The following is a 22,035-nucleotide window of genomic DNA, read 5'->3' on the forward strand; positions in this document are numbered from 1 at the left end:
CCCGTCACCGGCTCTGCAGGCGCTTCTCGGCGTCACGCGCAGCACGCTTGAGTCCCGACCACTCACCGAGGTACTTCCCCACCGCTCCGACAACCGGCAGCATTCCCAGGCCCTCGTGCAGGATGTTTCCGTGCGGGCGCTTGTCCAACTCGTCCTCCACGGCGAGCAGGGCGCGCCCGAGCCGCCACACCGCGTTCGCCACCCGCCTCACCGTGGGTGGTCGCCCCGGTTCGTCGAGATCGCCGGTCAGCTCGGCGGCGCGCGCGTCGGCAGCGACGTCATCCGCCTTGCTCGGCGGCTGCACCGTCAGCTCGCGCTGGAACATCACCGCGCCCAGCAGCTTCACGAGCTCTTCCTCGTCGTGGACGCCGTGCTCACCCGCGATCGCGACGAGCAGCAGCCCCTGCCCTGCGGCGCCGAGCACCTTCGACAGAGGCAGCCGGCTCAGCCACGCGCCGCCCAGCCCGGGCACAGCGGCGACCAGGGTGGTGAACCGGCCGACGCGGTGCACCCACCAGCGCGAGCGGGCGGGGATGTCCATCGCAGCCCAGGCCGCGGTGCCCGGCACCTCGACGGCGGCCACCATGTCGAGCAGCTTCTCCCCCAGGCCGCGCTCGCCGTTGCCGGAGGACAGAACGCGCGCCCGCAGGTCGAACGGGTCGGACTCGCGCAGGCCGGTGAGCACCGGACGGGTCGCGCGCACGAACGGCCGCAGTACCGCGACGATCGCCGAGTCGGGGATCGCCTCAGCCACCGTTCCTCCCGTGCTCCGAGTTGAGCACGCTGCGCAGGGCCCACAGCCCCGCCCCGATACCACCGATGACCAACAGGAGCGACTGCCACGTGGCGGGCAGCATCACGTCACCGCCCGGCCCGGTGAGACCGAGCACCGCGACGGCGACCACCCACGCCAGCAGCGGCGCCCCCGCCCGTGACGGCCGTGGGTCGACCTCGGCGGCCCGGAACACGAGCCACGGCACGATCAGCACCGAGAGCACCACGCCCACCGGCACCGGCACACCACCTACGTAGAGCGGCGTGAGCACCAGTCCCAACGCGCCGAGCAACACGCCGTCGACGACGAGCAGACCGAGCACAGCGCCGTCGGACGTCGTGGGTGGCTCGGGCTTCACGGGCTCACTCATCGCCGTCGCCGGACCCGTCGCCGGCACCGTCGAAGAGGTCCTCGATCAGATCCTCCACGGGCCCACCGGCATCGTCGGCCGCCACGTACTCCTCCACGTCGAGCAGCGGTTGGGCAACGAGGTTGCTCATGGCGAGCGCGACGACGTCGCCGCTCTCCCAGAGCGCGATCTGGGTGGCGTGCGCCCGCATGGCCGCGATTCGTGCCCCGCGCTGCCCACTGACGTCGACGCGCGCGCCGATCGCCTTGTCGGGCACGCTGGGCAGCTCGTCGGGCGCCGGCAGGCGGAACGGCAGCCCGGTGGCCGTGGCGAGCGCGGCCAGCCCGGCATCGAGTGTGGAGCGGGCGATCACGCTGAAGTACAGCTTGGCCGGCACCCGCGCCACCGCGGCCACGGTGATCTCGTGGGCCCGGACGTGGTCGGGATGGCCGTAGCCGCCATCGGCCGCGTACGTCACCACCACCTGGGGGCGCACCTCGTCCAGCACGGCGACCAGCGCGTCCACCTGTTCGGCGAACGACTCCGGGCGCGCGAACGCCCGCGGATGCAGGTGCTCCGGTGTGGCGGCGCGGACGCCGTGGCCTGCGAGTGCCATGCCCGAGTCGCGCCAGCGCCCCGCGCCGCCGAGGAACCGGTGATCCCGCACCCCCAGCGCGGCGCAGGCGCCGGCGAGCTCACCGATCCGGTAGCCGCCGAGTTGGTCGGCCTCGTCGGGGGCGAGCAGCGCGAGCTCCGGCGGGATCACCTCACCCTGCTCGCCGAGGGTGCAGGTCACCACGGTGACCGAGGTGTCCGCCTCGGCCGCGTAGTGCGCGATCGTGCCGCCGGTGGCAAGCGTCTCGTCGTCCGGGTGGGCGTGCACCAGCAGCAGCCGGCGCCGGGGAACGAGCGTCACGAGCGCACTCTACGGGCGGCCCCGGCGGTGCGCTGATCACGCTGTCCGCCGGGCACCGTCGCCTGCCGAACGCTCGCTCCCACGTCAGATCAGGCTCTTGCGCTCCGCGTAGTGACACGCGGCCGGGTGGCCCTGGCCGCGGTCCACCAACTGCGGGATCTCGTCCACACACCGGCTGCGCTCGGCGTCGCTCAGCTCGGCGGCGAACTTCGGGCAGCGCGTGCGGAACCGGCACCCGCTGGGCGGGTCGGCCGGACTGGGCACGTCGCCGACCACCGTGATCCGCTCCCTGGCCCGCTGCTTGCGAGGGTCGGGCAGCGGGATCGCCGAGATGAGCGCCTGGGTGTAGGGGTGTGCGGGGCCCTCGAACAGCTCACTCGCCGTGCCCGTCTCCACGATCCGTCCCAGGTACATGACGGCGATCCGGTTGGCGATGTGGCGCACCACCGACAGGTCGTGCGAGACGAACAGGTAGGACAGACCCAGCTCGGCCTGAAGCTCGTCGAGCAGGTTGAGCACGCCCGCCTGGATCGAGACGTCGAGGGCGGACACCGGCTCGTCGAGCACAAGCACCTTGGGCCGCAGGGCGAGCGCCCGGGCCACCCCGATCCGCTGGCGCTGTCCGCCCGAGAACTCGTGCGGGAACCGGTTGCCGTGCTCGGGCTTGAGCCCGACCGTGCGCAGCAGATCCTGCACCGCGGTGCGTCCGCCCCGGTCGTACCGGTCGTGGATGCGCAGCGGCTCGGCCACGATCTCGTTCACCGGCATCCGCGGATCGAGCGAGGCGTAGGGGTCCTGGAACACGATCTGCAGGTCCTGGCGCAGCTCGCGCATCTTCTTCGGCGGCAGCGTGGTGAGGTTGGTGCCGTCGTAGAGCACCTCGCCCGACGTGGCCTCGATGAGGTTCAGGACCATCCGCGCCGTGGTCGACTTGCCGCACCCCGACTCGCCGACCAACCCGAGCGTCTCGCCACGGCCGAGGTCGAACGACACGTCGCACACGGCGTGCACCGTGCCGACCTGGCGCCGGATGAGGCCCGTCGAACGGATCGGGAAGTGCTTGACCAGGTTGCGGGCCGACAGGATCGGCTCGGAACCGGCAGCGGCCGAACCGCTGTGGTCTATCGCCGGCGCACTCATCGCTCGCCCTCGCTGCCCTCGGCCGGCGCTTCGCGCGGGCGCTGTGTCGATGATTCGCTCGCGAGCTCGCTCATGCCTTCCCCTCGTCCTCGTTCACGAAGTGCGCAAGCGCCTCCGTGTCGACCACCTCGGTCTCGAACACGTCGCCGGGGCTCGCGCCGACTAGCGCGTCGGAGCGGTGGCAGGCGGCGAGGTGACCGGGCCCCGTGGTGATCTCCAGGTCCGGCTCGACCTCGTCGCAGATGGCCACGGCCAGCGGGCAGCGCGGGGTGAACGGGCACCCCGGCGGCATGTTGACCACGGACGGCGGCGAACCCTCGATCGGGGTGAGCCGCTCGCTGGGCCGGTCGAGCCTCGGCAGGCTGCCCAGCAGCCCGAACGTGTAGGGCATCCGCGGGGTGTAGAACACGTCCTCCGCCGTGCCGACCTCCACGAGCTTGCCCGCGTACATCACCATCACGCGGTCGGCCTGGCCTGCGATGACGCCGAGGTCGTGCGTGATCAGCACCATCGCAGCGCCGGTCTCCTGCTGCGCGAGCTGCAGGGCGTCCATGATCTGCGCCTGCACCGTGACGTCGAGCGCGGTGGTGGGCTCGTCGGCGATGATCACGTCGGGGTCGTTGGCCATCGCGATCGCGATCACGACGCGCTGGCGCATGCCGCCCGACATCTCGTGCGGGTAGTTCTCCAGGCGCTGGCGCGGGTTCGGGATGCGCACGGTGTCGAGCAGCTCGGCGGCCCGGTCGAGGGCGGCGGCCTTGCTGACGTTGTGATGAGCGCGGACGGCCTCGGCGATCTGGTAGCCCACCGAGTACACCGGGTTCAGCGACGTCATGGGGTCCTGGAAGATCATCGCCACGCTGCGCCCGCGCACCGTGTTCAGTTCCGACTCCGGCGCGCCCAGCAGCTCCTTGCCCCGGAAGCGCACCGAACCCGACACCTTCGCGTTGCCCGGCAGCAGCCCCATCACCGCGAGCGAGGTGACGGACTTGCCGGAGCCGGACTCCCCGACGATCCCGAGGACCTCTCCGGCGCGCAGCCCGTAGCTGACTCCGCGCACCGCCTGCACCAGCCCGTCGTCGCTCGGGAAGCCGACGGTGAGGTCGCTGACCTCCAGCACGAGCTCGTGTGCGGAACCGTTTCGCCGAGTGGTCGCGGTGGTCGAGACGGCGAGGGGGTCCTCCGTCACTGGCGCACCTTCCTCTGCTGCGGGTCGAGCGCGTCGCGCAGACCGTCACCGATGAAGTTGATGGTGAGAGCGATCAGGATGATGAACAGCCCGGGGAAGTAGAAGAGCCACGGCCGGGTGGTGAGCGCCGTCTGCGCCTGGCTGACGAGCAGGCCGAGCGACGTGTCGGGGGTCTGCACGCCGAAGCCCAGGTAGGACAGCGCCGTCTCCAGGAGGATGGCGAGCGCGACGAGAATCGTCAGGTTGACGAGGATCGCGCCGAGCGCATTGGGCACGAGGTGACGCATGATGATGCGGGTGTTCGTGGCACCGAGCGCTCGGGCGGCCTCGATGTACTCCTTCTCCCGCAGTGACAGCACCACGCCGCGGGAGACGCGCGAGACGTACGGGGCGTAGAGCACCGCGATCACCACCGCGATGAGGTACCAGGTACCGCCGAAGTTGTGGGCCAGCATCGCGGCCACCGCGATCAGCGGCAGGGTCAGGATCAGGTCGGCGAGCCGCATGAGCAGCGAGTCGGTGCGGCCGCCGAAGTAACCCGCGAGCGAACCCCAGACGGTGCCGACCACCGTGGCGAACACCGCGACGGACACCGCCACCTGGAGCGAGATCCGGGTGCCGCGCAGCACCTCCGCGAACTGGTCCTTGCCCACGGCGTCGGTGCCGAACGGGTGGTCGAGCGACGGGGGCTGAGAGTTGTCCGGCGTGATGTCACCGGCCTGGTAGTGCCACAGCAAGCCGCCCACGTAGGCGAGCAGCACCACGAGCACCAGGACGACGAGGCTGATCATCGCTGCCCTGTGCTGCAGGAACCGCCGCAGCACCAGTTGCGCCTGGCTGCGCTCGGCCACGGTGAACTCGCGCTCGGCCGCAGGCACCCGGCCGGGCCCGGGGGCCGGGACGGGCGTGGTCTCGGGCGTCGGGGCTACCTCACGCATAGCGGATCCTGGGGTCGAGTACGCCGTACAGCAGGTCGGCGATCAGGTTGAACAACACGACGATGACTCCCGTGAGGAGCAGCCACGACGAGGCGGCATAGACGTCCTCGGTGCGGATGGCGTTCAGCAGGAAGTCACCCATGCCCTTCCACTGGAACACGGTTTCCGTGACGACGGCGCCACCGATGATCGACGCGATGTCGAGCGCGGTGACCGTGGTCAGCGGGATGAGCGCGGTGCGCAGCGCGTGCTTGACCATGACGGTGCGGCGCGAGAGTCCTTTCGACCGGGCGAGCCGCACGTAGTCGCTGTTCATCACCTCGAGCATCGAGGCGCGCGTGAACCGGCTCCAGGACGCGTAGGAGATGAGGGCGAGCGCGATGGTGGGCAGCACCATGTGCCCGAGCACGTCGACGATCTGCGCGCCGGTGCCGGGTGGCGGCGGGATCGACGTCGCCCCGATCGTGTAGACCACCTGCGCGTCGACGGCTTTGTTGAACTCGATCCCGCCCTGCTTGAGCAGGATGGCCAGCCAGAACGACGGCATGGCGAGGAACAGGAAGCCCAGGAACGTGGTGGTGTAGTCGGTGACCGTGTACTGCTTCACGGCGCTCAGCACGCCCACCACGACGGCGAGGACGAGCGCGATCACCATCGCGAGCGCGATCAGCCGGATCGTCACCCAGAACCGGGTGCCCAGCTCGGTACCGATGTTCTGGGTGGAGATGACCGACGGGCCGAAGTCCCCGTGGAGCAGTCCGCCCAGCCAGGAGAAGTAACGCGGGATCAGCGGCTGGTCGAGGTGCAGCCGCGCCGTCTCGGCGGCGATGACGTTGGGGGGCGCCGGTGGGTTCTTCTCCAGAAGCGGCGCCAGTGGGTTGCCGGAGCTGACGCCCAGCGCGAACACGATGAACGAGGCGAGCAGCAGGATCGGGATCGATATGAGGATCCTGCGCACGGCGAAAGCGAGCATGGAGGTCGTCCTGCTTCTTCCGGGCGGAGGGGCGGCCGGTGGGCGGCTGCAGGTGAGCACCGCCCTTGTTGACTAATCAAGGGTACGACCCGGCGGGGTGCCCGTGACGGCCGACCGTCATGGGCACCCCGCGGGTAGGTCAACTGGAGGCCTTGATGCCCCACTCCGACGTGTTGTAGCTGATGCCGTCGAGCGAGGAGTTGTTGCGGACGTTGCCGATGTTGTTCTGCACCGCGGCCAGCGTCGGCTTCTGGTACAGCGGCAGGACGTACGCGTCCGCGGACAGCATCTCGTCGGCCTGGTTGAGCTTGGCCGTGGCGTCGGCGACGTCCGTGGACGCCGCAGCCTCGTTGATCAGCTCGTCCATCGCGGGGTTCTGGTACTTGCCGTAGTTGCTGCCCGAGTTGGACAACCACAGCTGCTGCGCGCCGTTGAAGGCGTACGGCGACTGGATCCAGCCGAACACGATCACGTCGTAGTCACCCGACGTGGTGGTGTCACCCAACGAGTCGGTGGTGGTGATGTCGATGTTCACACCCAGCTGCTTGGCGTAGCCGGCGAAGAGCTCGCACTCGTTCTGCCGCACGGCGTTGCCCGTGGTGTACCGCATCCGCAGGGTCGGGACGGCCTGGCCGTCCGGAGCCACCAGCGCGGTGCCGACGCCCGTGTAGCCGGCGTCGGTGAGGATCTTCTTCGCCGCCTCGATGTCACCGGTGCCCTGGCCCGTCGCGGTGATGTTGTCCTGGTAGCCCTCTTGCTGCGGGATGAACATGTGGTTGTTCAACGGCTTGACGTCCTTGTTGAACTGCCCCACCGTCTTGTCGATGATCTCCTGGCGGTTCACCGCGGTGAACAGGGCCTGACGCAGCGCCTTGTCGGCCAGGAACTTGTTCTGCAGGTTGAAGTCGAAGTGCTCCCAGGTCAGACCCTGGTTCTGGAACTGCGAGACGTTCGGGATCTGCTGCAGCTGCGACACCAGGTCAACCTGCGGCTGCGGGAACAGCACCTGGACCTCGTTGTTCTGCAGGGCGATCGGCTCCTGCGTCGCGTCGGTGATGACGCGGAAGATGATCTGGTCCAGCTTCGGCTTGGTGGCGCCGTACCACTTCGGGTTGGGCACCAGCGTCAGCGCGACGTTGTTCTCCCAGCTCTTCACCTGGAACGGGCCACCGGTCCAGTTCGGCGGGGTTGAGCCGAAGTAGTTGAACGCGGCCGCCTGCCCCGCCGGGGTGTTGAGGTCGCCCTGCTGGGCACCGATGTGTGCCGGGTAGAGCGGCGAGCCCGAGGCGAAGAGACCCTGCCAGTCGGTGTAAGGCCTGCTGAACGTCGCCGTGACCGTCTTGCCGCCGTCGGAGCCGACGATGCTGGTGACGAGGTCGTACCCGCCGTTGCCCGCCGTCTGGCAGTCGGGGCAGTCACGGCCGTTCTGCCACTTCCAGTTCATCACGAAGTCGTCGGCCGAGATCGGGGTCCCGTCGTTCCAGACGGCCTCGGGCTTGATCTTGTACGTGACGGTGAACGGGTTGTCGCTCGTGACCTCGGCCGACGTGAGCAGGTCGGTGTTCATCGTCGACTTGAGGTCGGGCGCGGTGTAGAAGGCGTACGGGACGAGCGGCTTGGTGGCCATGCCCGTCCAGTCGACGTTCCCCTCGGCGGAGATGACGTTCCAGTTGTCGATGTTCTTCTCGGACGCGACGGTGATCGTCCCGCCCTGCTGCAGCTGGTCGGCCGGCACCGAGTTGCAGGTGTTCGGGCTCGTTGCGCAGTCGGCGTAGACCCCGCCCTCCGAAGCGTCCTCACTCCCCCCGCCACCGCCACCGCACGCGGCGAGCACCAGCGCCGCCGCCGCGACCACCGCGGCAAGGGACGCAGCCCTCGTTCTGCTCATCGATTCCTGACCTCTCATCTACGGGACCGTCCTGGTCGGACGCTCACATGCGCCAGGCGACTGACCCGGGTCATGTCGTCGAACCGGGCGTACCGACCCAGGGCACGGTAGGAACCGAGGTCTCACCCGTACACCCGAGGTTCACTGATCGTGATGAAAGGGTGATCAGGGCTGAACACACCGACACAATCAGATTACTTAGCGGTAACCCGTTCGGCGCGCATCATGTCACTCTTTCGTGGGACGCCAGCGCTGGGCCCCCGTCAACGGACCAGTGGACAGCGGCCCCGGAGTGACGCCCGTAGCCGTGTCGGCCGCAGGCGTGCTGACGACCAGATTCTCGGGCTGGAAGAGCGGAAGAGCAGGCAACTGTGCCCACAGCACTCGTTCCACAACCCCCGCCGTGGTGGGCCGCGGGTCGGCCGACACCAGCTCGTCGAACAACGGCTGGAGCGCCGGGAAGCAGAAACCCGTCGGTGAACGGGGCGGATCGGGCACGAGCGCGGTGGGGTTCGGGCAACCGAAGTCCGACGCCAGTTCGGTGCCCAGATCGCTTCCGACCGTGCGCGGGAGGATGATCATGTCCGCCTCGACGCTCCCGCCGGTGGGCGACGGCGACGGCGTCGACGTGGCCGACGAAGTCGCCTCGGACGACGCCTGTGGTGTCGCCGGAGTCGTCGGCGCGGCCGGAGTCGTCGAGGGAGTCAGCCGTGCGGCCCGCGGCACCGGCTGGAGCTGGGTCGGTGTGGCGGTTGCGGATTCCGGCGTCGAGGTGGGCGTCGGGGTCGGGGTGGGCGTCACGGCCGGCACCTCCGACTGCCCGAACAGCTGCACACCGGGCGGAGCGATCACCGTGACGTCGATCCCGGCCGCGTTCAGCTGCGCCGCGATCACCTGCGCCACACGCACGTCCTCGGGCCGTTCGGCGGCGGCCGCCAGCACGAGCCGGACCGGCTCACCGGCGCGGTCCCAGCGCCCCGTGGACGCGTCGCGCTTCCAGCCCGCCGCAGCCAGCAGCTGGGCCGCCGCCACCGGATCCGGGTGGAGCGGGGCGTCGGGAGGTGCGGTGGACGCGTAACCCGGCTCCGAAGGCGCGAGCCCGAAGGAGTCGGCCGGGAGCGCCTCGGGGGCCACGGCGTTGCGTAGCGCATCGCGGTCGACGAGGAACGCGATGCCGCGTCGTGCTCGCGGATCGGACAGCGGACCGGAGTCTCCGCGCATACCGAGCTGCGTGACAACGGGCTCGGGCGCGGGCTGCAGCCGGGGGGCGGGCTGCAGCCCCTGGAGGACCGTCCGGATCGCCGGTGTCGATTCGGGCAGGGCCACGTTCACCTCGCCGCTCGCCAGGCCGGCGGCCAGCACAGGCCCGTCCATCCTGCGCAGCACGAGCCGGTCGAGCACCGTGGGCGTGTCCCAGTAGAGGTCGTTGCGATCCAGGACGATCTCACCGCGCGCCCGGTCCACCGACGAGATGCGGAACGGCCCGCCCGAGGCCGGTAGCCCGTCGCTGGTGGCTCCCGTCCACGAGCCCGGCGCGTCCTTGAGGATCGCCGCGGGCAGCAGGCCGGAGAAGAGGGTCTTCCACGCCGGGTAGGGCTGGGAGAACACGACGTCGACGGCCTTGCCACCGGCGCGCGAGCGTACGTCGGTGATCAACCGGTAGCCGGCGGCGTCGGCGACGCCCGGCTCACTGCGCATCCGCTCCCAGAGATAGACGAAGTCCTCAGCCGCGATGGGGGCGTTCGACGACCAGGCCGCCTCGAGGTTGAGCTCGTAGTTGACCGTGAACGGTGCGGTGGAGATCACCTTCGCGCTGGTCGCCACCGTGGTGTCGAGCTGGAGGACGCCGTTCGCGTCCGGGCGGAACACCGACGGCAGCACGAGCGTGGACAGCGCCGTGGTGACCGGCGACTGGTCCGCGAGCAGGTGCGGGTTGAACCCCGCACCCAGCTCGCTCACCCCGACGACGAGCTTGGTGGGCTCGGGCTGCGGCGACGGGACCGGCGCAGGCGGAGGTGGGGGCTGCTCGACAGGGCTGTTCGTGCACGCCGCCAGCAACACGGCGAGCAGCAGGAACAGCCCCACCCCCGTACGCCGTGCGAGCGGAACGTGCACCGACACCCTCGACCTCCACCTGGTCCGGCGAGCACTCCGCCCGCGGGCGGCCATCCTCGCACCGCCGCCGGGTGGCGCCGACCGGGCGGTCAGGAGACCGACCGGGCCCGCGAACGCTGCCGGGCCCGTGTGTGCGAATCGAGTTCGACCTTGCGGATCCGCACCGACTCCGGCGTGACCTCCACGCACTCGTCGTTGGCACAGAATTCCAGCGCCTGCTCGAGGTTGAGCACCGTCGGCGGGGTGAGCTTCACGAGCTCGTCGCCGGTGGAGGAGCGCATGTTCGTCAGCTTCTTCTCGCGGCAGATGTTGACCTCGAGGTCCTCCGCACGCGTGTACTCACCGATGACCATGCCGTTGTAGACGAGCGTGCCCGGCCCGACGAACAGCACGCCGCGGTCGGCCAGCTGGTCCACCGCGTAGGCCGTGACGGGCCCGGAGCGGTCGGAGATCAACGATCCGCGCAGCCGGGTGCGCAGCTCGCCGACCCACGGGCCGTAGCCGTCGAAGACGTGGCTGGCGATGCCGGCGCCACGGGTGATCGTCAGGAACTCCGTGCGGAAGCCGATCAGGCCCCGCGACGACACCCGGTAGTCCATCCGGACCCGCGTCTCGCCGTGGACCATCTGGTTCAGCTCGCCCTTGCGGCTGGCCAGAAGCTGCGTGACGGCGCCGAGGTGTTCGGTGGGCACGTCGCAGGACAGCTGCTCGAACGGCTCGTGCAGCTTGCCGTCGACCATCCGCGTGACGACCTCGGGCTTGCCCACGGTCATCTCGAAGCCCTCGCGGCGCATCGTCTCCACGAGCACGGCCAGCGCCAGCTCGCCGCGGCCCTGCACCTCCCAGGAGTCGGGACGCTCGGTGGGCAGGATGCGCAGGGAGACGTTGCCGACCAGCTCGGAGTCGAGCCGGCCCTTCACCTGGCGCGCGGTGAGCTTGGTGCCGGGGTGCTCGTCACGACCCACGAGCGGCGAGGTGTTGATGCCGATCGTCACCGAGATCGCCGGCTCGTCCACGTGGATGCGCGGCAGGGCCACCGGGTTCTCGGGATCGGCGAGGGTGTCGCCGATCGTGACGTCCGGGATGCCGGCCACGGCCACCAGATCGCCTGCGCTCGCCGACTCGGCCGGGACGCGGGTGAGCGCCTCGGTGCGCAGCAGTTCGGTGATCTTGACGCGAGTGACCTTGCCGTCGGCGGTGCACCAGCCGACCTGCTGACCCCGGCGGATCACGCCCGCCCGGACCCGGCACAGCGCGATGCGGCCGAGGAACGGGGTGGCGTCGAGGTTGGTGACGTGGGCCTGCAACGGAGCGTTCGGGTCGTCCGCGGGCGGCGGGACCGTCGCGGCGATCACGTCGAAGAGCGACTCGAGGCCGGGCTCGTCGGGCAGGTCGCCGTCGGCCGGCCGCGTGCGCGACGCACGACCAGCACGCCCGCTTGCGTAGACGACCGGCAGGTCGAGCAGGTGGGCGGTGGTGGCCTCGTCGAGGTCGAGCTCGTCGGCCAGCTCCAGGAGGAGCTCGAGGCTCTCGTCGACGACCTCGGCACACCGGGCGTCCGGACGATCGGTCTTGTTGACGACCAGCACGACGGGCAGGCCCGCGGCGAGCGTCTTGCGAAGCACGAAACGGGTCTGCGGTAGCGGACCCTCGCTCGCGTCGACGAGGAGCACGACGCCGTCGACCATGGACAGTCCGCGCTCGACCTCGCCGCCGAAGTCGGCGTGACCGGGGGTGTCCACGACGTTCACGGTCATGCCGTGCCAGTTGATCGCCGTGTGCTTGGCGAGGATGGTGATGCCCTTTTCCCGCTCCAGGTCGCCGGAGTCCATGACCCGGTCGACGAGGGCGGCACGCTCACCGAACGCGCCCGAGGCGCGGAGCATGGCGTCGACGAGAGTGGTCTTGCCGTGGTCGACGTGCGCGACGATGGCGACGTTGCGGAGCGAGGAGCCCGTCCCGCGGGTCTCGCGAGAACTGTCCGCGGGGGCCGCGAGAGTAGATGCTGCTGTGCTCACGATTCAGGATAGCCCGGCCGACACCCTGGTCTGCCGCGGGAGTGAGCGCAGCCTCAGCTGCCCTGGGCGCCCCCGATCCGCGATTCCCAGCACGACCGGGACCTCCCCCACGGCCCTCGCCGCACCGCACGATCGGCGCAGCACCGCGCCGAACGGCCGCACCGGCGCTCCTGAGCTGAACCGACTCGGCCCGCGAACGCGCCGAGCGGCCACGACCGGAGGCCGGACGGTCTCCGCGGGGCGTTGCGGTGTGCAGGCTCCGGGACACGGCGACCAGCCGGCTGGGGCGGGAAGGGCGCGGAGAAGCGGCGCCCGTCGGCCCGATGCGCCGCTCCCCGGGGCACAAGACGTGTCGGATATCACCTCTTGGCATGGGCTTGATCTGCTCGCTGGGGCTGGGGCTGGGGCGACCAGGCGCGCGTTGATGATCGCTACTTCGGACTCTTCGACGTCGCAGGACCCGGCTTCTGGCACCGAACCGATGATCACCATGCGCCGGCAGCCCGGTGATCCATCCGCTCCGTTGATCAACACCTGGGGCCCCACAGCAGTGCATGACCCGCCCGTCGGTCCCCAACCGACGATCATGCGGAAAGTCCCCAACCCCAGTCAGGCCGTCCAGCGTTCGAGAACGGCGGCGGCCCCTCGGCCGGCCGGCGGTACCGCACGACCGACCCCACGAAGCCGAGGCACCACACTGCCCACACGCACCGCTGGACCCCTTGATCAACGTTTCGGGCCCCGCAGCAGCACATGACCCGGTTCTCGACCCCGAACCGATGATCATGCAGAACCAGCACCCCCCGAACCCGGCCCGTCCGAGATCGGCGGCGATCCGTTGCCGGGGCGATACCGCGCCAACGATCGCCCTTCCGGACCTGACAACTCGCGGACCTGTCCATCCGAGCGCTGCCGGCTCGACTGCCTCGACCACGTCGAGGGCGGCCGGCTCCGGGGCATCGCGGGCGGGGTAGGCGGCGCGTTGATCAACACTTTGGGGGTCCGCAACAGCACATGACCCGGCCGCGGGTCCCAAACCGGTGATCATGACGGACCAGCACCCCGGCGACCTGATCCCGGCCCGGCGGTCCAAAGCCCACAGCCGGCGGCGACCCGTCTCCCGGCGGCCGTCACATCACGGGCGATCTGCCACGAAGCCGAGACACCCGCCTGCCCGGCACGCCGCCTGGCCCCTTGATCGACCCTTCGGGCCCGGCAGGATCACAAACCCGGCAGCCGGGCCCGAGCCGATGATCATCCCGCCACGGCGGACCACCGTCCGAGATCGACGGCGACCGTTCCCCAGGGCGATACCGAACCGACGATCCCTCCGGGCGCCATCCGTTGATCCACATCTCGGGCCCCGCAGCAGCGCATAACCCGATTCTCGACCCCCTAACCGATGATCATGCGGAATCCCCCGACCCCAGTCAGCCGGTCCAGCATTCGAAATCGGCGGCCCCCTCGTCCGGCGGGCCATACGGCACGGCCGACCCGACGAAGCCGAGGAGCCCCGCTGCCCCAACGCACCGCCGGGCTCCTTGATCAACCCTTCGGGGCCCGACAGCAGCACATGACCCGGCCGCCGCTCCCGAGCCGATGATCATGACGAAACCAACCCCTGACCCCGCCCGGCGGACCACCATCCGAGATCGGCGGTAACCCGTCGCCCGGGGCGATACCCGAGCCGACGATCCCCTCCGGGGCATCCGTTGATCCACATTTCGGGCCCAACGGCAGCACATGACCCGGCTGTCGGCCCCCAACCGATGATCATGCGGAAATCCCCGACTCCGGGTGGGGCGGTTCAGTGTTCGAAACCGGCGGCGGCCGGTCGCGCCGGGGGCGATACCGATCCCCCAATCGCCCTCTTGAACCCCACCAGCTCCGGCACGTGGACCCCATGATCAACGCTTCGGGCCCCGCAGCAGCACATGACCCGGTTCTCGACCCCGAACCGATGATCATGAGCAAAATGAGCATCCGAGCGCCCGGCGAACGGTCCGCCAGCCAGGACCAGGAGCTCAGCAACCAACTCGCATTACCGGCCCGCGCAATCCGCCCGGCAATCCGACACGCCCGCTGAGCGCCCGGATCGAAATCGGGCTGCCGACCCAGCACGGGCCCATGATCAACGTCTCGGGACGCGCAGCAGTCCATGACCCGGTTCCCGGTACCGAACCGGTGATCATCCGGCGATGGTCAGGCCTCGCTCGACCTCGTGAGCGATCTCGGCGAGCACGGCCCGCGGCCTGCCGGAGAGGTCGTGCCAGGTGTAGCGCAGGATCGTCCAGCCGTTGCGGACCAGCGCGTTCTGGCAGCGCTTGTCGCCCTGGCTCCGTTCCGCGTCCATGTGCCACGCCCACCCGTCCACCTCGATCGCCACCCGGGAAGCGGGGAAGGCCACGTCGATCAGGTAGCCCGCGGCCGGGAAGCTGCACTGCCATCCCGTGGCGCCCGACTCGCGCAGCATCGCCACCAGCAGGCGCTCTGCCGCTGAGGCCGACCGATCGGCAGCGGCCGTCAGCATCCGCCTGGCGCTGGCCGAGCCGTGGGAGCCGAGGTTGCGGCAGTAGGCCTGGTACACCGCCGCGAACCCGACCTGGCGCTGCAGCGCGCGGTCGAGCAGCACGCTCCCGCGGTCGCCGAGCTCGACGGCCGCCTCGAGCGCGGTCAGCGCGCAGTCGGTGACGGCAAGACCGCGCTGCTCGACGACGTCCTCTGCCGCGAGCTCGCGGCGCCGCACGCTCACGCCTGGGCGTCGGCGCGGGTGCCGCAGCCGTGGCACCGTGACCGCCACCGTCGTCGGTGGCCGCTCGACCATGCCGTGCCACCAGGCGGCGGCAAGGCCGCAGAGGACGGAGCCGTCACCCGCCCAGAGCGCAGCCGCACGGACCCTCACCTCGTCGTCGTAACGGTGGCCGCTCGCGAGGTAGATCCGGGGATGCAGCGGCCGCCAGCGCCGCAACCGCAGCCGGTGGTCGACCGCTTCGCGGGAGAGCCCGGCGCGCAGCGCCTGGTCACGGGCGATCACGCCGGCCTGACGGGCGAGGATGCTGTCGATGGACATGCCGCCACCGACGCCGGCCGCCCTGCGCCGGTTCCCGACACGGCCACGCCCGTTGCCATCGGGAACACGTCAGCTTCAGGACACGACCACGGCCTCGGTCACGCACGAGATGCCGCCGCCTCTCCATATCCGCCCAGGCACGCGCCGAATCGGGCGGTCCCGCCAGCGGTGGTGTCCTCGCCGGTTGGACACCCCCCAACGCGGGACTGTCCCCGCCAGCGAGACGCCACCGGCACCAGATCCGCCGGTCGTGCCAGTTGGACGCCGTCCACCGGGCTCCCCGCCAGTCGGACGGCCTCTGCACGGCCCTGTCCTCGCAGGTCAAGCGCCCGCGCGGCACCACCCACGCCAGCCAGACGCCCCAACCGCGGGCCCTCCCAGCCAGGCAACCCCACGCGGCGCTGTCCCCGCCGGTCAGGCGCCCTCCACCGCGGCGACGCCCGAGCGCAGGAGGGAGACGAGGTCGGTGAGGACGGCGCGGTCGGCGTCCACCCAGTCCACCTCCGCCAGCTCGTCGGGTCCCACCCAACGCACAGCCGCGTGCTCCAGCGCCTGCGGGTCGGGCGCCGCGGCGTCGAGCTCGGCCGTGTGCACCCGGAGCACCCCAGCGTCGATCGGCAGGTCGGTACCGAGCCGCCCGGTCACGCGTACCGCGGTGGCCAACTCCTCGCGACACTCCCGTACCACGGCGTCCGGCTCCGTCTCCCCCGGCTCCACTCGCCCACCGGGCAGCTCCCACCGGCCGGCGAGGGCCGGCGGACGGGTCCGCTGAGCGATGAGCAGCAGACCATCTCGCAGCAGAGCGGTGGCGACGACCACCGGCGCGGCGGCGAGTTCGGCCGCCCGCTCGACAAGCACCTCCGACCGCGCGGCGAGGATCCGCAGCATCAGCCGGCGCAGCAGCACCACGTCGGCGACGCGGCCCAGCAACCCGAGCGGTGACGTCCACTGCAACTCGTCGAGGACGAGGGTGCCTGCCCCGGTCGGGGTGAGGGTGGCGGTGTGGGTCAGCTCCCGCAGGGGGCCGGCGACCAGCGTCGACGTCATCCCGGCGGGTGTGATCGTCTCGATCCTGGTTCGCACCGGGACCCGGACGCCCGCCCCGACATGCGTGCCGACCCGGATCTCGTCCCCCGGCGCCAGTAGCCGGACGGGCGCGGTGAGGCGATGGCCGCAGCGTCGCAGGGCGGCTGCGGCCACGTCGGAGTCCCTGAGCAACCCAGCCACCGTGCGGGCGGGGGCGTCGATGAGGACGGTCGACCGGAGTACGGGCACCCTGCGATGTTCCCAGCGACCGGGAGGGCGAGCTCTGGCCGCCCGCCTCTACTCCGGGCCAGTCCGGGCTCCCGGCGCCCGTCCAATGCCCGGCGACTCGCGAGATCTGCAGCCGGCTACCTGCCCCACCCCGAACCCCCAGACTCCCGGCGCTCGGGCAACTCACCCTCCGGACCGGGCGACTCGCGAGGTCTCGGGGCGGCCACCTGCCCCTACCCCGAACCCGCCCCCCGGGGTCCCGACGTGCAGGGCAACTCACCCTCCAGAACCGGGCAACTCGCGAGATCTCGGACCAGCCGCCTGCCCTACTCCGGGCCCGTCCGGGCTCCCGGCGCCCGGGGCGACTCACCCTCCGGAACCGGGCGACTCGCGGGGTCCGGGGCCGGCCAGCGCACCTCGATACGGGCCCCGCCCGACGACGACGCGCCGGCCGTGACGGAGCCGCCGCGGCCCCGCACGAGCGCCGCTACCAGCGCGAGTCCGAGCCCTGCGCCCCCACCTGCCTCCGGGGACAGGCGCGTGAATCGGTCGAAGATCCGCTGCCGATCGGCTTCCGGGATGCCCGGACCGTCGTCCTCCACGAGCAGCCGCACTGATCTGCGCGCCGGCAGCACGCCGATCCGCACCAGCGAGCGGGCGTAGCGACGTGCGTTGGCGATGAGGTTGTCCAGCACCAGCGCGACCTCCGAGGGGCTGGCGAGGGCGTGGGCCGGGGTCGGGGCGACCAGTTGGAGGACGGGTTCGTCGGCGCCGCTCCCTTTCGCCCGTTCGATCGCCGCGCGCGCGGCGGCCACCAGATCGACCGGCTCCGCCGCCGGCCGCTGCCCGGCGTCGGCGCGGGCCAGCGCGAGCAGGTCCGAGAGCAGAGTCGAGAGGCGCGCCGCCTCCTCCGCCACCGACTGCAACGACTCCTGAGAGAACTCGGGGTCGGGGTGCGCGACCGCCACCTCCGCCTGCGCGCGGATGGCCGCCACCGGGGACCGGAGTTCATGGGCGGCGTCGCCGGTGAACCGCTCCATCCGGGCGACGGCCTCGTCACGCCGCGCCAGGAGGAGGTTGATCTCCTCGGCCAGGGAGCGCAGCTCGTCGCGCGGCAGGGGAACAGGCAGCCGTTCGCCCGGCGGCAGGACGGCAGCCGCAGTGCGCATCCGGTCGACGGGCCGCAACGCGGCCCTGGTGGCCACCCAGGCGGCGAGCACGACGACGGCCGCCACCAGGAGGGCGCCCAGCAGGAACCCCACAGCGGCATGCGCCAGCAGGGTCACCCCGCCCACGATGTCCGCCGTCACCACGACGAGGCGGGTGGAGCCGTCGGGTGTCACGGCGCTGATCGCGAGCCAGCGGCGCAGCTCCTTGAGGTGCCCTGCTGTGATCGCCTCACCCGCCGCGAGATCCCGGACCTGTGCGGGGCTCAGAGGCAGGGGTGGGCCGCCGTCGACCGGCGCACCGGCGCTGTCGACGACCCGCACTTCCGGACTTCGCACGGCGGTTGCGGGGGTCCCGGTCGCCAGCTGCACCGCCGTCCCGTGGGCCACGCCCCGCAGTTCCGCGTCGGCCGCGCCGAGCATCGTGCCGTAGAGCAGGCCGACGCCCAGTCGGCTCAGGCCCAACAACGCGATGAGGGCGACGACACCCACGACGGTGGTGATCCGGAACCGCAGAGTCCGCGAGCCCCACCACTGCCGCAGTCGCCGGCTCACGGTGGCCCGCCGGCGTTCATGGCGATTCGACGATGTAGCCGAATCCGCGCACCGTCTTGAGGACGTGCCCGGCCCCGACCGCGTCGAGCTTGCGGCGCACGTACCCGACGTACACCTCGACGACGTTGCGGCTGGCCGCCTGCTCGTCGCCCCAGACCAGGCGCAGCAGCTCGTCCTTCGCCACGGCCGTGTCGGGCCGGCAGGCGAGCGCGTGCAGCAGCGCGAACTCCCTGGGCGAGAGCTCGACGACAGCCCCCTCCCAGCTGACCGCCCTCGTGATGGGGTCGACGATCAGCGGCCCCAATCGAACCCGTTGCCCGGTGCGCCCGAGGGTGGCGTTGCGCCTGCGCAGCATCGCGCGCAGCTGCGCGACCAGCACCACGAAGGCGAACGGCTTGACGAGGTATCCGTCGGCGCCGAGGTCGAGGCCGTCGGCCTGGTCGAACTCACCGTCCTTCGCCGAGAGCAGCAGCACCGGCGTGTCGACGCCGGCCGCGCGCAGCTGCTCGAGCACCCGGTAGCCCGACAGGCCGGGAAGGATGATGTCGAGTACGACCGCGTCGAAGCCTCCGGTGAGCGCGGCGCTCAGGGCGGACGGACCGTCCGCGAGCGCGACGACCTCCATGCCTTCGGCCGTCAGTCCGCGTGCAAGGGCCGTCCGGATACCCGGTTCATCATCGACCACCAGCACGCGTGCCATCACTGTCCGACGCTACCGGGCGGCAGAGACCATCACCTCAGAACACTCTCAGCACAAATGAGTCACGCTGTACGCATGTCAGATCGGAGCAGGACGGGTCGCCGGGGCGGAGGTCACGCCGGGACGACCGGACGCGTGGTCGGGGCGGTCGTCGCGGTCGCCGGGGCGGTGGGGCTCGCGTTGCTGGCCTTGCCCGCCGGTGCAGGAGCGGCGCCCGAGCTGCCGCCGGTCACGCCGGAGGAGCTGGTGAGCTCGGTGCTGAAGGCCCGCCCCGGTCCGTTCGACGGCACCGTCACGCTGGACAACCAGCTGGGCCTTCCGGCCCTGCCGAACATGCCCGACGCCGCCAGTGGCACGCGCACCGTGCGGGTGTGGTCCGACGGCGAGGGTCGCGGCCGGGTGCAGGTGCCTTCCGACTCGGGTGAGCGCACGCTCGTCTCCGACGGCTCCACGCTCTGGTCGTGGGACTCCGCGGACCGCACCGTCGTCCGGTCCACCGAGCATGCGGAGCGGCACACCAGCGGGCCCGACGCCAGCACCGATCCCACGGCGGCCGCCACCATGGCGCTCGCCGCGCTCCGGCCCAGCAGCACGATCGACGTCGACGGCACCGCGGAGGTCGCGGGCCGTCCCGCCTACGAGCTCGTACTCGCCCCGCTGCCGTCGGAACGGACGTTGCTGCGCGAGGTGCGGATCGCCGTCGACTCCGCGACGCGCGTGCCGTTGCGGCTCACCGTGCTGGCCAACGGCTCGTCCGACCCGGCGCTGCAGCTCGGCTTCACCGACGTCTCCTTCGGCGCGCAGGACGGGTCGCTCTTCACGTTCACCCCGCCGCCCGGCGCCACGGTCAAGGATCGGGAGCCCCGAGCCGAGCACGAGAAGGCGAACGGGGCGCGGCCCACGGTGGTCGGCGACGGCTGGGACTCCGTCGTCGTCGCGAAGGCGCCGGCCCGTGAGTCCTCCGGAACGGAGCAGCGCCGTGCCGGCGCTCCCGACCTGTCCACTCTCGGCACGCCGGTCAGCGGACCGTGGGGCAACGGACGGTTGATCACCACGACGGTGGGAGGGGCGATCATCACGGATGACGGCCGCGTCGCCGCCGGGGCCGTGCCGGAGCAGGTCCTCTCCTCGGCTCTCTCCGCGTGACGACCGCCTCCCGACTCGACGCTGCGCCGCTCCGTCCCAGCGCCGCGGCTCCCGTGGCCGCGCGCGCCGTCGGATTGCGCAAGGTTTTCGGCCGTACCGTCGCGGTTGACGGGATCGACCTGGAGGTCCCGGCCGGTTCGGTGCTCGGGATGCTCGGGCCGAACGGTTCGGGCAAGACCACGCTGATCCGCATGCTCCTCGGCCTCACCCGGCCCACAGCGGGCACCGCCGAGCTGCTGGGCCACCCGATCCCGGAGGAGTCGGCGCAGGCGTTGCCGCAGGTGGGCGCGCTCGTCGAGGGCCCGGGCTTCCATCCGTTCCTCTCCGGTCGCGAGAACCTGCGCCGGGTGGCTGCCGCCGAGCCCCTGCTCGGTAGCGGACAGATCCGCGGGGCGGTCGACGCGGCGCTCGAGCGCGTCGGGCTGGCAGACGCTGCGGACCGACGGTTTCGTGCCTACTCGCTCGGCATGAAGCAGCGGCTCGGCCTGGCCGCGGCTTTGCTGCTCCCCCGTGCGCTCGTCGTGCTCGACGAGCCGACCAACGGCCTCGACCCCGCCGGCACGCGCGACGTCCGGCGCATCATCGCGGAGCTGCACTCCGGTGGGGCCACGGTGATCGTTTCTTCGCACCTGCTGGCCGAGGTGGAGGCCACGTGCACGCACGTGGCCGTTCTGCAGGCGGGCTCGCTGGTCGCAGCGGGAGAGCTCGGCAGTCTGCTGCAGGCGGGCACGGGCGGGCTGCTGATCGCCACGCCGGACGTCGACCTCGCGCTGCGCACGCTGCGCGGGGCCGGTGCCACGGCCTATCGGGCGCAGGGGGACGAGCAGGCGGTGGTCGTGGACGACGGCGCGCTGCCTGCACCGGAGGTGATCGCCCTGCTGGTGCGCGCCGGCGTCGCGGTGCACGAGGCGCGTCGCGACCGCGCCAAGCTCGAGGAACTGTTCGCCCGGCTGACCGAGGAGCCGGCATGACCGGAGCCGTTCTCACCGCCCTTCCCGCGGACGCTCCGCGGAGCGCCCCCTTGGGCCGACTGCTCGGGGCGGAGCTGCGCTGGGTGCTGCGGCGCCCGCGCACCCTGGTGATGCTCGCGATCTTCGCGCTGGTGCCCGTGCTCATCGCGGTCGGTGTCGCCGTCGCCGACCGCAACGCCGGTGGGGACGCGGGCCTCATCAGCGCCGTGGCCGGCAACGGGCTGGTGCTCCCGGTCGCGGCGATGACACTGACCCTGGCGCTGCTGCTGCCCCTTGCCGTGGCGATGGCGGCGGCCGACGCGATCGCGGGCGAGGCGGCGCAGGGCACACTGCGCGGGCTGTTGATCGCCCCTGTCGGACGGCTTCGGCTGGTCACGATGAAGGCGTTCGGCGTACTCGTCGTCGCCACGCTCGCGACGCTGGCCCTCGCGGTCGTGGGAGTGGTGGCCGGGCTGGTCGTGGTCGGGGGGGCGGACGGTCAACTCGTCACGCTCTCCGGCACCACCGTCGGCATCGGGGAGGCGCTGGCGCGGGTGGCCCTCGTGGTGGTCTGGACGGTCGGGCAGCTCGCGGCGGTGGGCGCGATCGCTCTGGCGATCTCGTCGTACACCGAGCATCCGCTCGTCGTGATGGCGTCGGTGCTCGGCGGGCTGATCGTCTTCGGGGTCCTCGCGGCGGTCCCCGCCCTGGACTGGTTGGAGCCCTACCTGCTCACCAGCGGCTGGAGGGCGGGCGCCGACGCGCTGCGCGACCCTCTCCCGTTCGGCGACCTGGTGCGGAGCTCGCTGCGTGCCCTCTGCTACGTCGCCATCGGCGCCGGCCTGACCGTCCACCGGATGCTGCGCCGCGACGCCTGACACCCGCGAGTCGTC

The 22,035-nt window shown here is 71.5% G+C and carries 17 protein-coding genes; 3 read left to right on the forward strand and 14 right to left on the reverse strand.

Going from position 1 to position 22,035, the window contains the following annotated elements; translation table 11 throughout:
* Positions 1-4 precede the first annotated feature (4 nt).
* From ABD743_RS12195 to ABD743_RS12260, 14 genes are all read right to left on the reverse strand, one after another.
* Positions 5-754: a hypothetical protein gene (locus ABD743_RS12195; RefSeq protein ID WP_344721829.1), complete on the reverse strand. Its 750-nt coding sequence runs from the start codon at positions 752-754 to the stop codon at positions 5-7.
* Entirely contained in the window at positions 747-1,145 is a 399-nt protein-coding gene (locus ABD743_RS12200) for a hypothetical protein (protein ID WP_344721831.1), read from the reverse strand. Before ABD743_RS12200 ends, ABD743_RS12195 begins: the two co-directional genes overlap by 8 nt.
* Positions 1,138-2,040 (reverse strand): N-acetyl-1-D-myo-inositol-2-amino-2-deoxy-alpha-D-glucopyranoside deacetylase, encoded by a 903-nt coding sequence (mshB, locus tag ABD743_RS12205; protein WP_344721833.1) that lies wholly within the window; start codon positions 2,038-2,040, stop codon positions 1,138-1,140. Before mshB ends, ABD743_RS12200 begins: the two co-directional genes overlap by 8 nt.
* A gap of 84 nt (positions 2,041-2,124) precedes the next feature.
* Positions 2,125-3,180: an ABC transporter ATP-binding protein gene (locus ABD743_RS12210; RefSeq protein WP_344721835.1), complete on the reverse strand. Its 1,056-nt coding sequence runs from the start codon at positions 3,178-3,180 to the stop codon at positions 2,125-2,127.
* A 70-nt stretch (positions 3,181-3,250) separates the two neighbouring features.
* Positions 3,251-4,300 (reverse strand): ABC transporter ATP-binding protein, encoded by a 1,050-nt coding sequence (locus ABD743_RS12215; RefSeq protein WP_344722165.1) that lies wholly within the window; start codon positions 4,298-4,300, stop codon positions 3,251-3,253.
* 65 nt (positions 4,301-4,365) lie between these two features.
* On the reverse strand, positions 4,366-5,307 hold the full coding sequence (locus ABD743_RS12220; RefSeq protein WP_344721837.1) for an ABC transporter permease: 942 nt from the start codon (positions 5,305-5,307) through the stop codon (positions 4,366-4,368).
* Positions 5,300-6,280 carry an ABC transporter permease gene (locus tag ABD743_RS12225; protein WP_344721839.1) on the reverse strand — a complete coding sequence of 327 codons (981 nt, stop codon included), beginning with the start codon at positions 6,278-6,280 and terminating at the stop codon, positions 5,300-5,302. The genes ABD743_RS12220 and ABD743_RS12225 overlap by 8 nt, the downstream gene beginning before the upstream one ends.
* A 139-nt stretch (positions 6,281-6,419) precedes the next feature.
* On the reverse strand, positions 6,420-8,168 hold the full coding sequence (locus ABD743_RS12230; RefSeq protein ID WP_344721841.1) for an ABC transporter family substrate-binding protein: 1,749 nt from the start codon (positions 8,166-8,168) through the stop codon (positions 6,420-6,422).
* 228 nt (positions 8,169-8,396) lie between these two features.
* Complete coding sequence (locus tag ABD743_RS12235) at positions 8,397-10,289, reverse strand: ABC transporter substrate-binding protein (protein WP_344721843.1); 1,893 nt, start codon at positions 10,287-10,289, stop codon at positions 8,397-8,399.
* Between the two features lie 83 nt (positions 10,290-10,372).
* Entirely contained in the window at positions 10,373-12,301 is a 1,929-nt protein-coding gene (typA, locus tag ABD743_RS12240; RefSeq protein ID WP_344721844.1) for a translational GTPase TypA, read from the reverse strand.
* Positions 12,302-14,489: 2,188 nt separating this feature from the next.
* On the reverse strand, positions 14,490-15,371 hold the full coding sequence (locus ABD743_RS12245; RefSeq protein ID WP_344721846.1) for an endonuclease domain-containing protein: 882 nt from the start codon (positions 15,369-15,371) through the stop codon (positions 14,490-14,492).
* Between the two features lie 414 nt (positions 15,372-15,785).
* Positions 15,786-16,646 carry an NUDIX domain-containing protein gene (locus tag ABD743_RS12250; RefSeq protein WP_344721848.1) on the reverse strand — a complete coding sequence of 287 codons (861 nt, stop codon included), beginning with the start codon at positions 16,644-16,646 and terminating at the stop codon, positions 15,786-15,788.
* 305 nt (positions 16,647-16,951) lie between these two features.
* The gene (locus tag ABD743_RS12255) at positions 16,952-18,346 is read right to left on the reverse strand and encodes a sensor histidine kinase (RefSeq protein WP_344721849.1); all 1,395 of its coding nucleotides are present in this window, start codon (positions 18,344-18,346) and stop codon (positions 16,952-16,954) included.
* 16 nt (positions 18,347-18,362) lie between these two features.
* A complete protein-coding gene (locus ABD743_RS12260) occupies positions 18,363-19,046 on the reverse strand; it encodes a response regulator transcription factor (protein WP_241038895.1) in 684 nt (227 codons plus the stop codon).
* A 75-nt stretch (positions 19,047-19,121) separates the two neighbouring features.
* Between ABD743_RS12260 and ABD743_RS12265 the strand changes: the two genes are divergently transcribed.
* The 3 genes from ABD743_RS12265 to ABD743_RS12275 are packed head-to-tail and all read left to right on the forward strand — an operon-like array spanning position 19,122 to position 22,020.
* A complete protein-coding gene (locus ABD743_RS12265) occupies positions 19,122-20,192 on the forward strand; it encodes a LolA family protein (RefSeq protein WP_344721851.1) in 1,071 nt (356 codons plus the stop codon).
* Complete coding sequence (locus tag ABD743_RS12270; RefSeq protein ID WP_344721854.1) at positions 20,189-21,163, forward strand: ABC transporter ATP-binding protein; 975 nt, start codon at positions 20,189-20,191, stop codon at positions 21,161-21,163. The genes ABD743_RS12265 and ABD743_RS12270 overlap by 4 nt, the downstream gene beginning before the upstream one ends.
* Positions 21,160-22,020: an ABC transporter permease subunit gene (locus ABD743_RS12275; protein ID WP_344721856.1), complete on the forward strand. Its 861-nt coding sequence runs from the start codon at positions 21,160-21,162 to the stop codon at positions 22,018-22,020. The genes ABD743_RS12270 and ABD743_RS12275 overlap by 4 nt, the downstream gene beginning before the upstream one ends.
* Positions 22,021-22,035 lie beyond the last annotated feature (15 nt).

Source organism: Pseudonocardia yunnanensis, assembly GCF_039534065.1.
In the GTDB taxonomy this organism is placed as follows: Bacteria; Actinomycetota; Actinomycetes; order Mycobacteriales; family Pseudonocardiaceae; genus Pseudonocardia; species Pseudonocardia yunnanensis.

Bases quoted from the DNA above. Each gene is read 5' to 3' on its own strand.
- ABD743_RS12220 (WP_344721837.1), bottom strand. From the start codon at position 5,307: ATGCGTGAGGTAGCCCCGACGCCCGAGACCACGCCCGTCCCGGCCCCC.
- ABD743_RS12245 (WP_344721846.1), bottom strand. From the start codon at position 15,371: ATGTCCATCGACAGCATCCTCGCCCGTCAGGCCGGCGTGATCGCCCGT.
- ABD743_RS12225 (WP_344721839.1), bottom strand. From the start codon at position 6,280: ATGCTCGCTTTCGCCGTGCGCAGGATCCTCATATCGATCCCGATCCTG.
- ABD743_RS12275 (WP_344721856.1), top strand. From the start codon at position 21,160: ATGACCGGAGCCGTTCTCACCGCCCTTCCCGCGGACGCTCCGCGGAGC.
- ABD743_RS12260 (WP_241038895.1), bottom strand. From the start codon at position 19,046: ATGGCACGCGTGCTGGTGGTCGATGATGAACCGGGTATCCGGACGGCC.
- ABD743_RS12265 (WP_344721851.1), top strand. From the start codon at position 19,122: ATGTCAGATCGGAGCAGGACGGGTCGCCGGGGCGGAGGTCACGCCGGG.
- ABD743_RS12210 (WP_344721835.1), bottom strand. From the start codon at position 3,180: ATGAGTGCGCCGGCGATAGACCACAGCGGTTCGGCCGCTGCCGGTTCC.
- ABD743_RS12200 (WP_344721831.1), bottom strand. From the start codon at position 1,145: ATGAGTGAGCCCGTGAAGCCCGAGCCACCCACGACGTCCGACGGCGCT.
- ABD743_RS12230 (WP_344721841.1), bottom strand. From the start codon at position 8,168: ATGAGCAGAACGAGGGCTGCGTCCCTTGCCGCGGTGGTCGCGGCGGCG.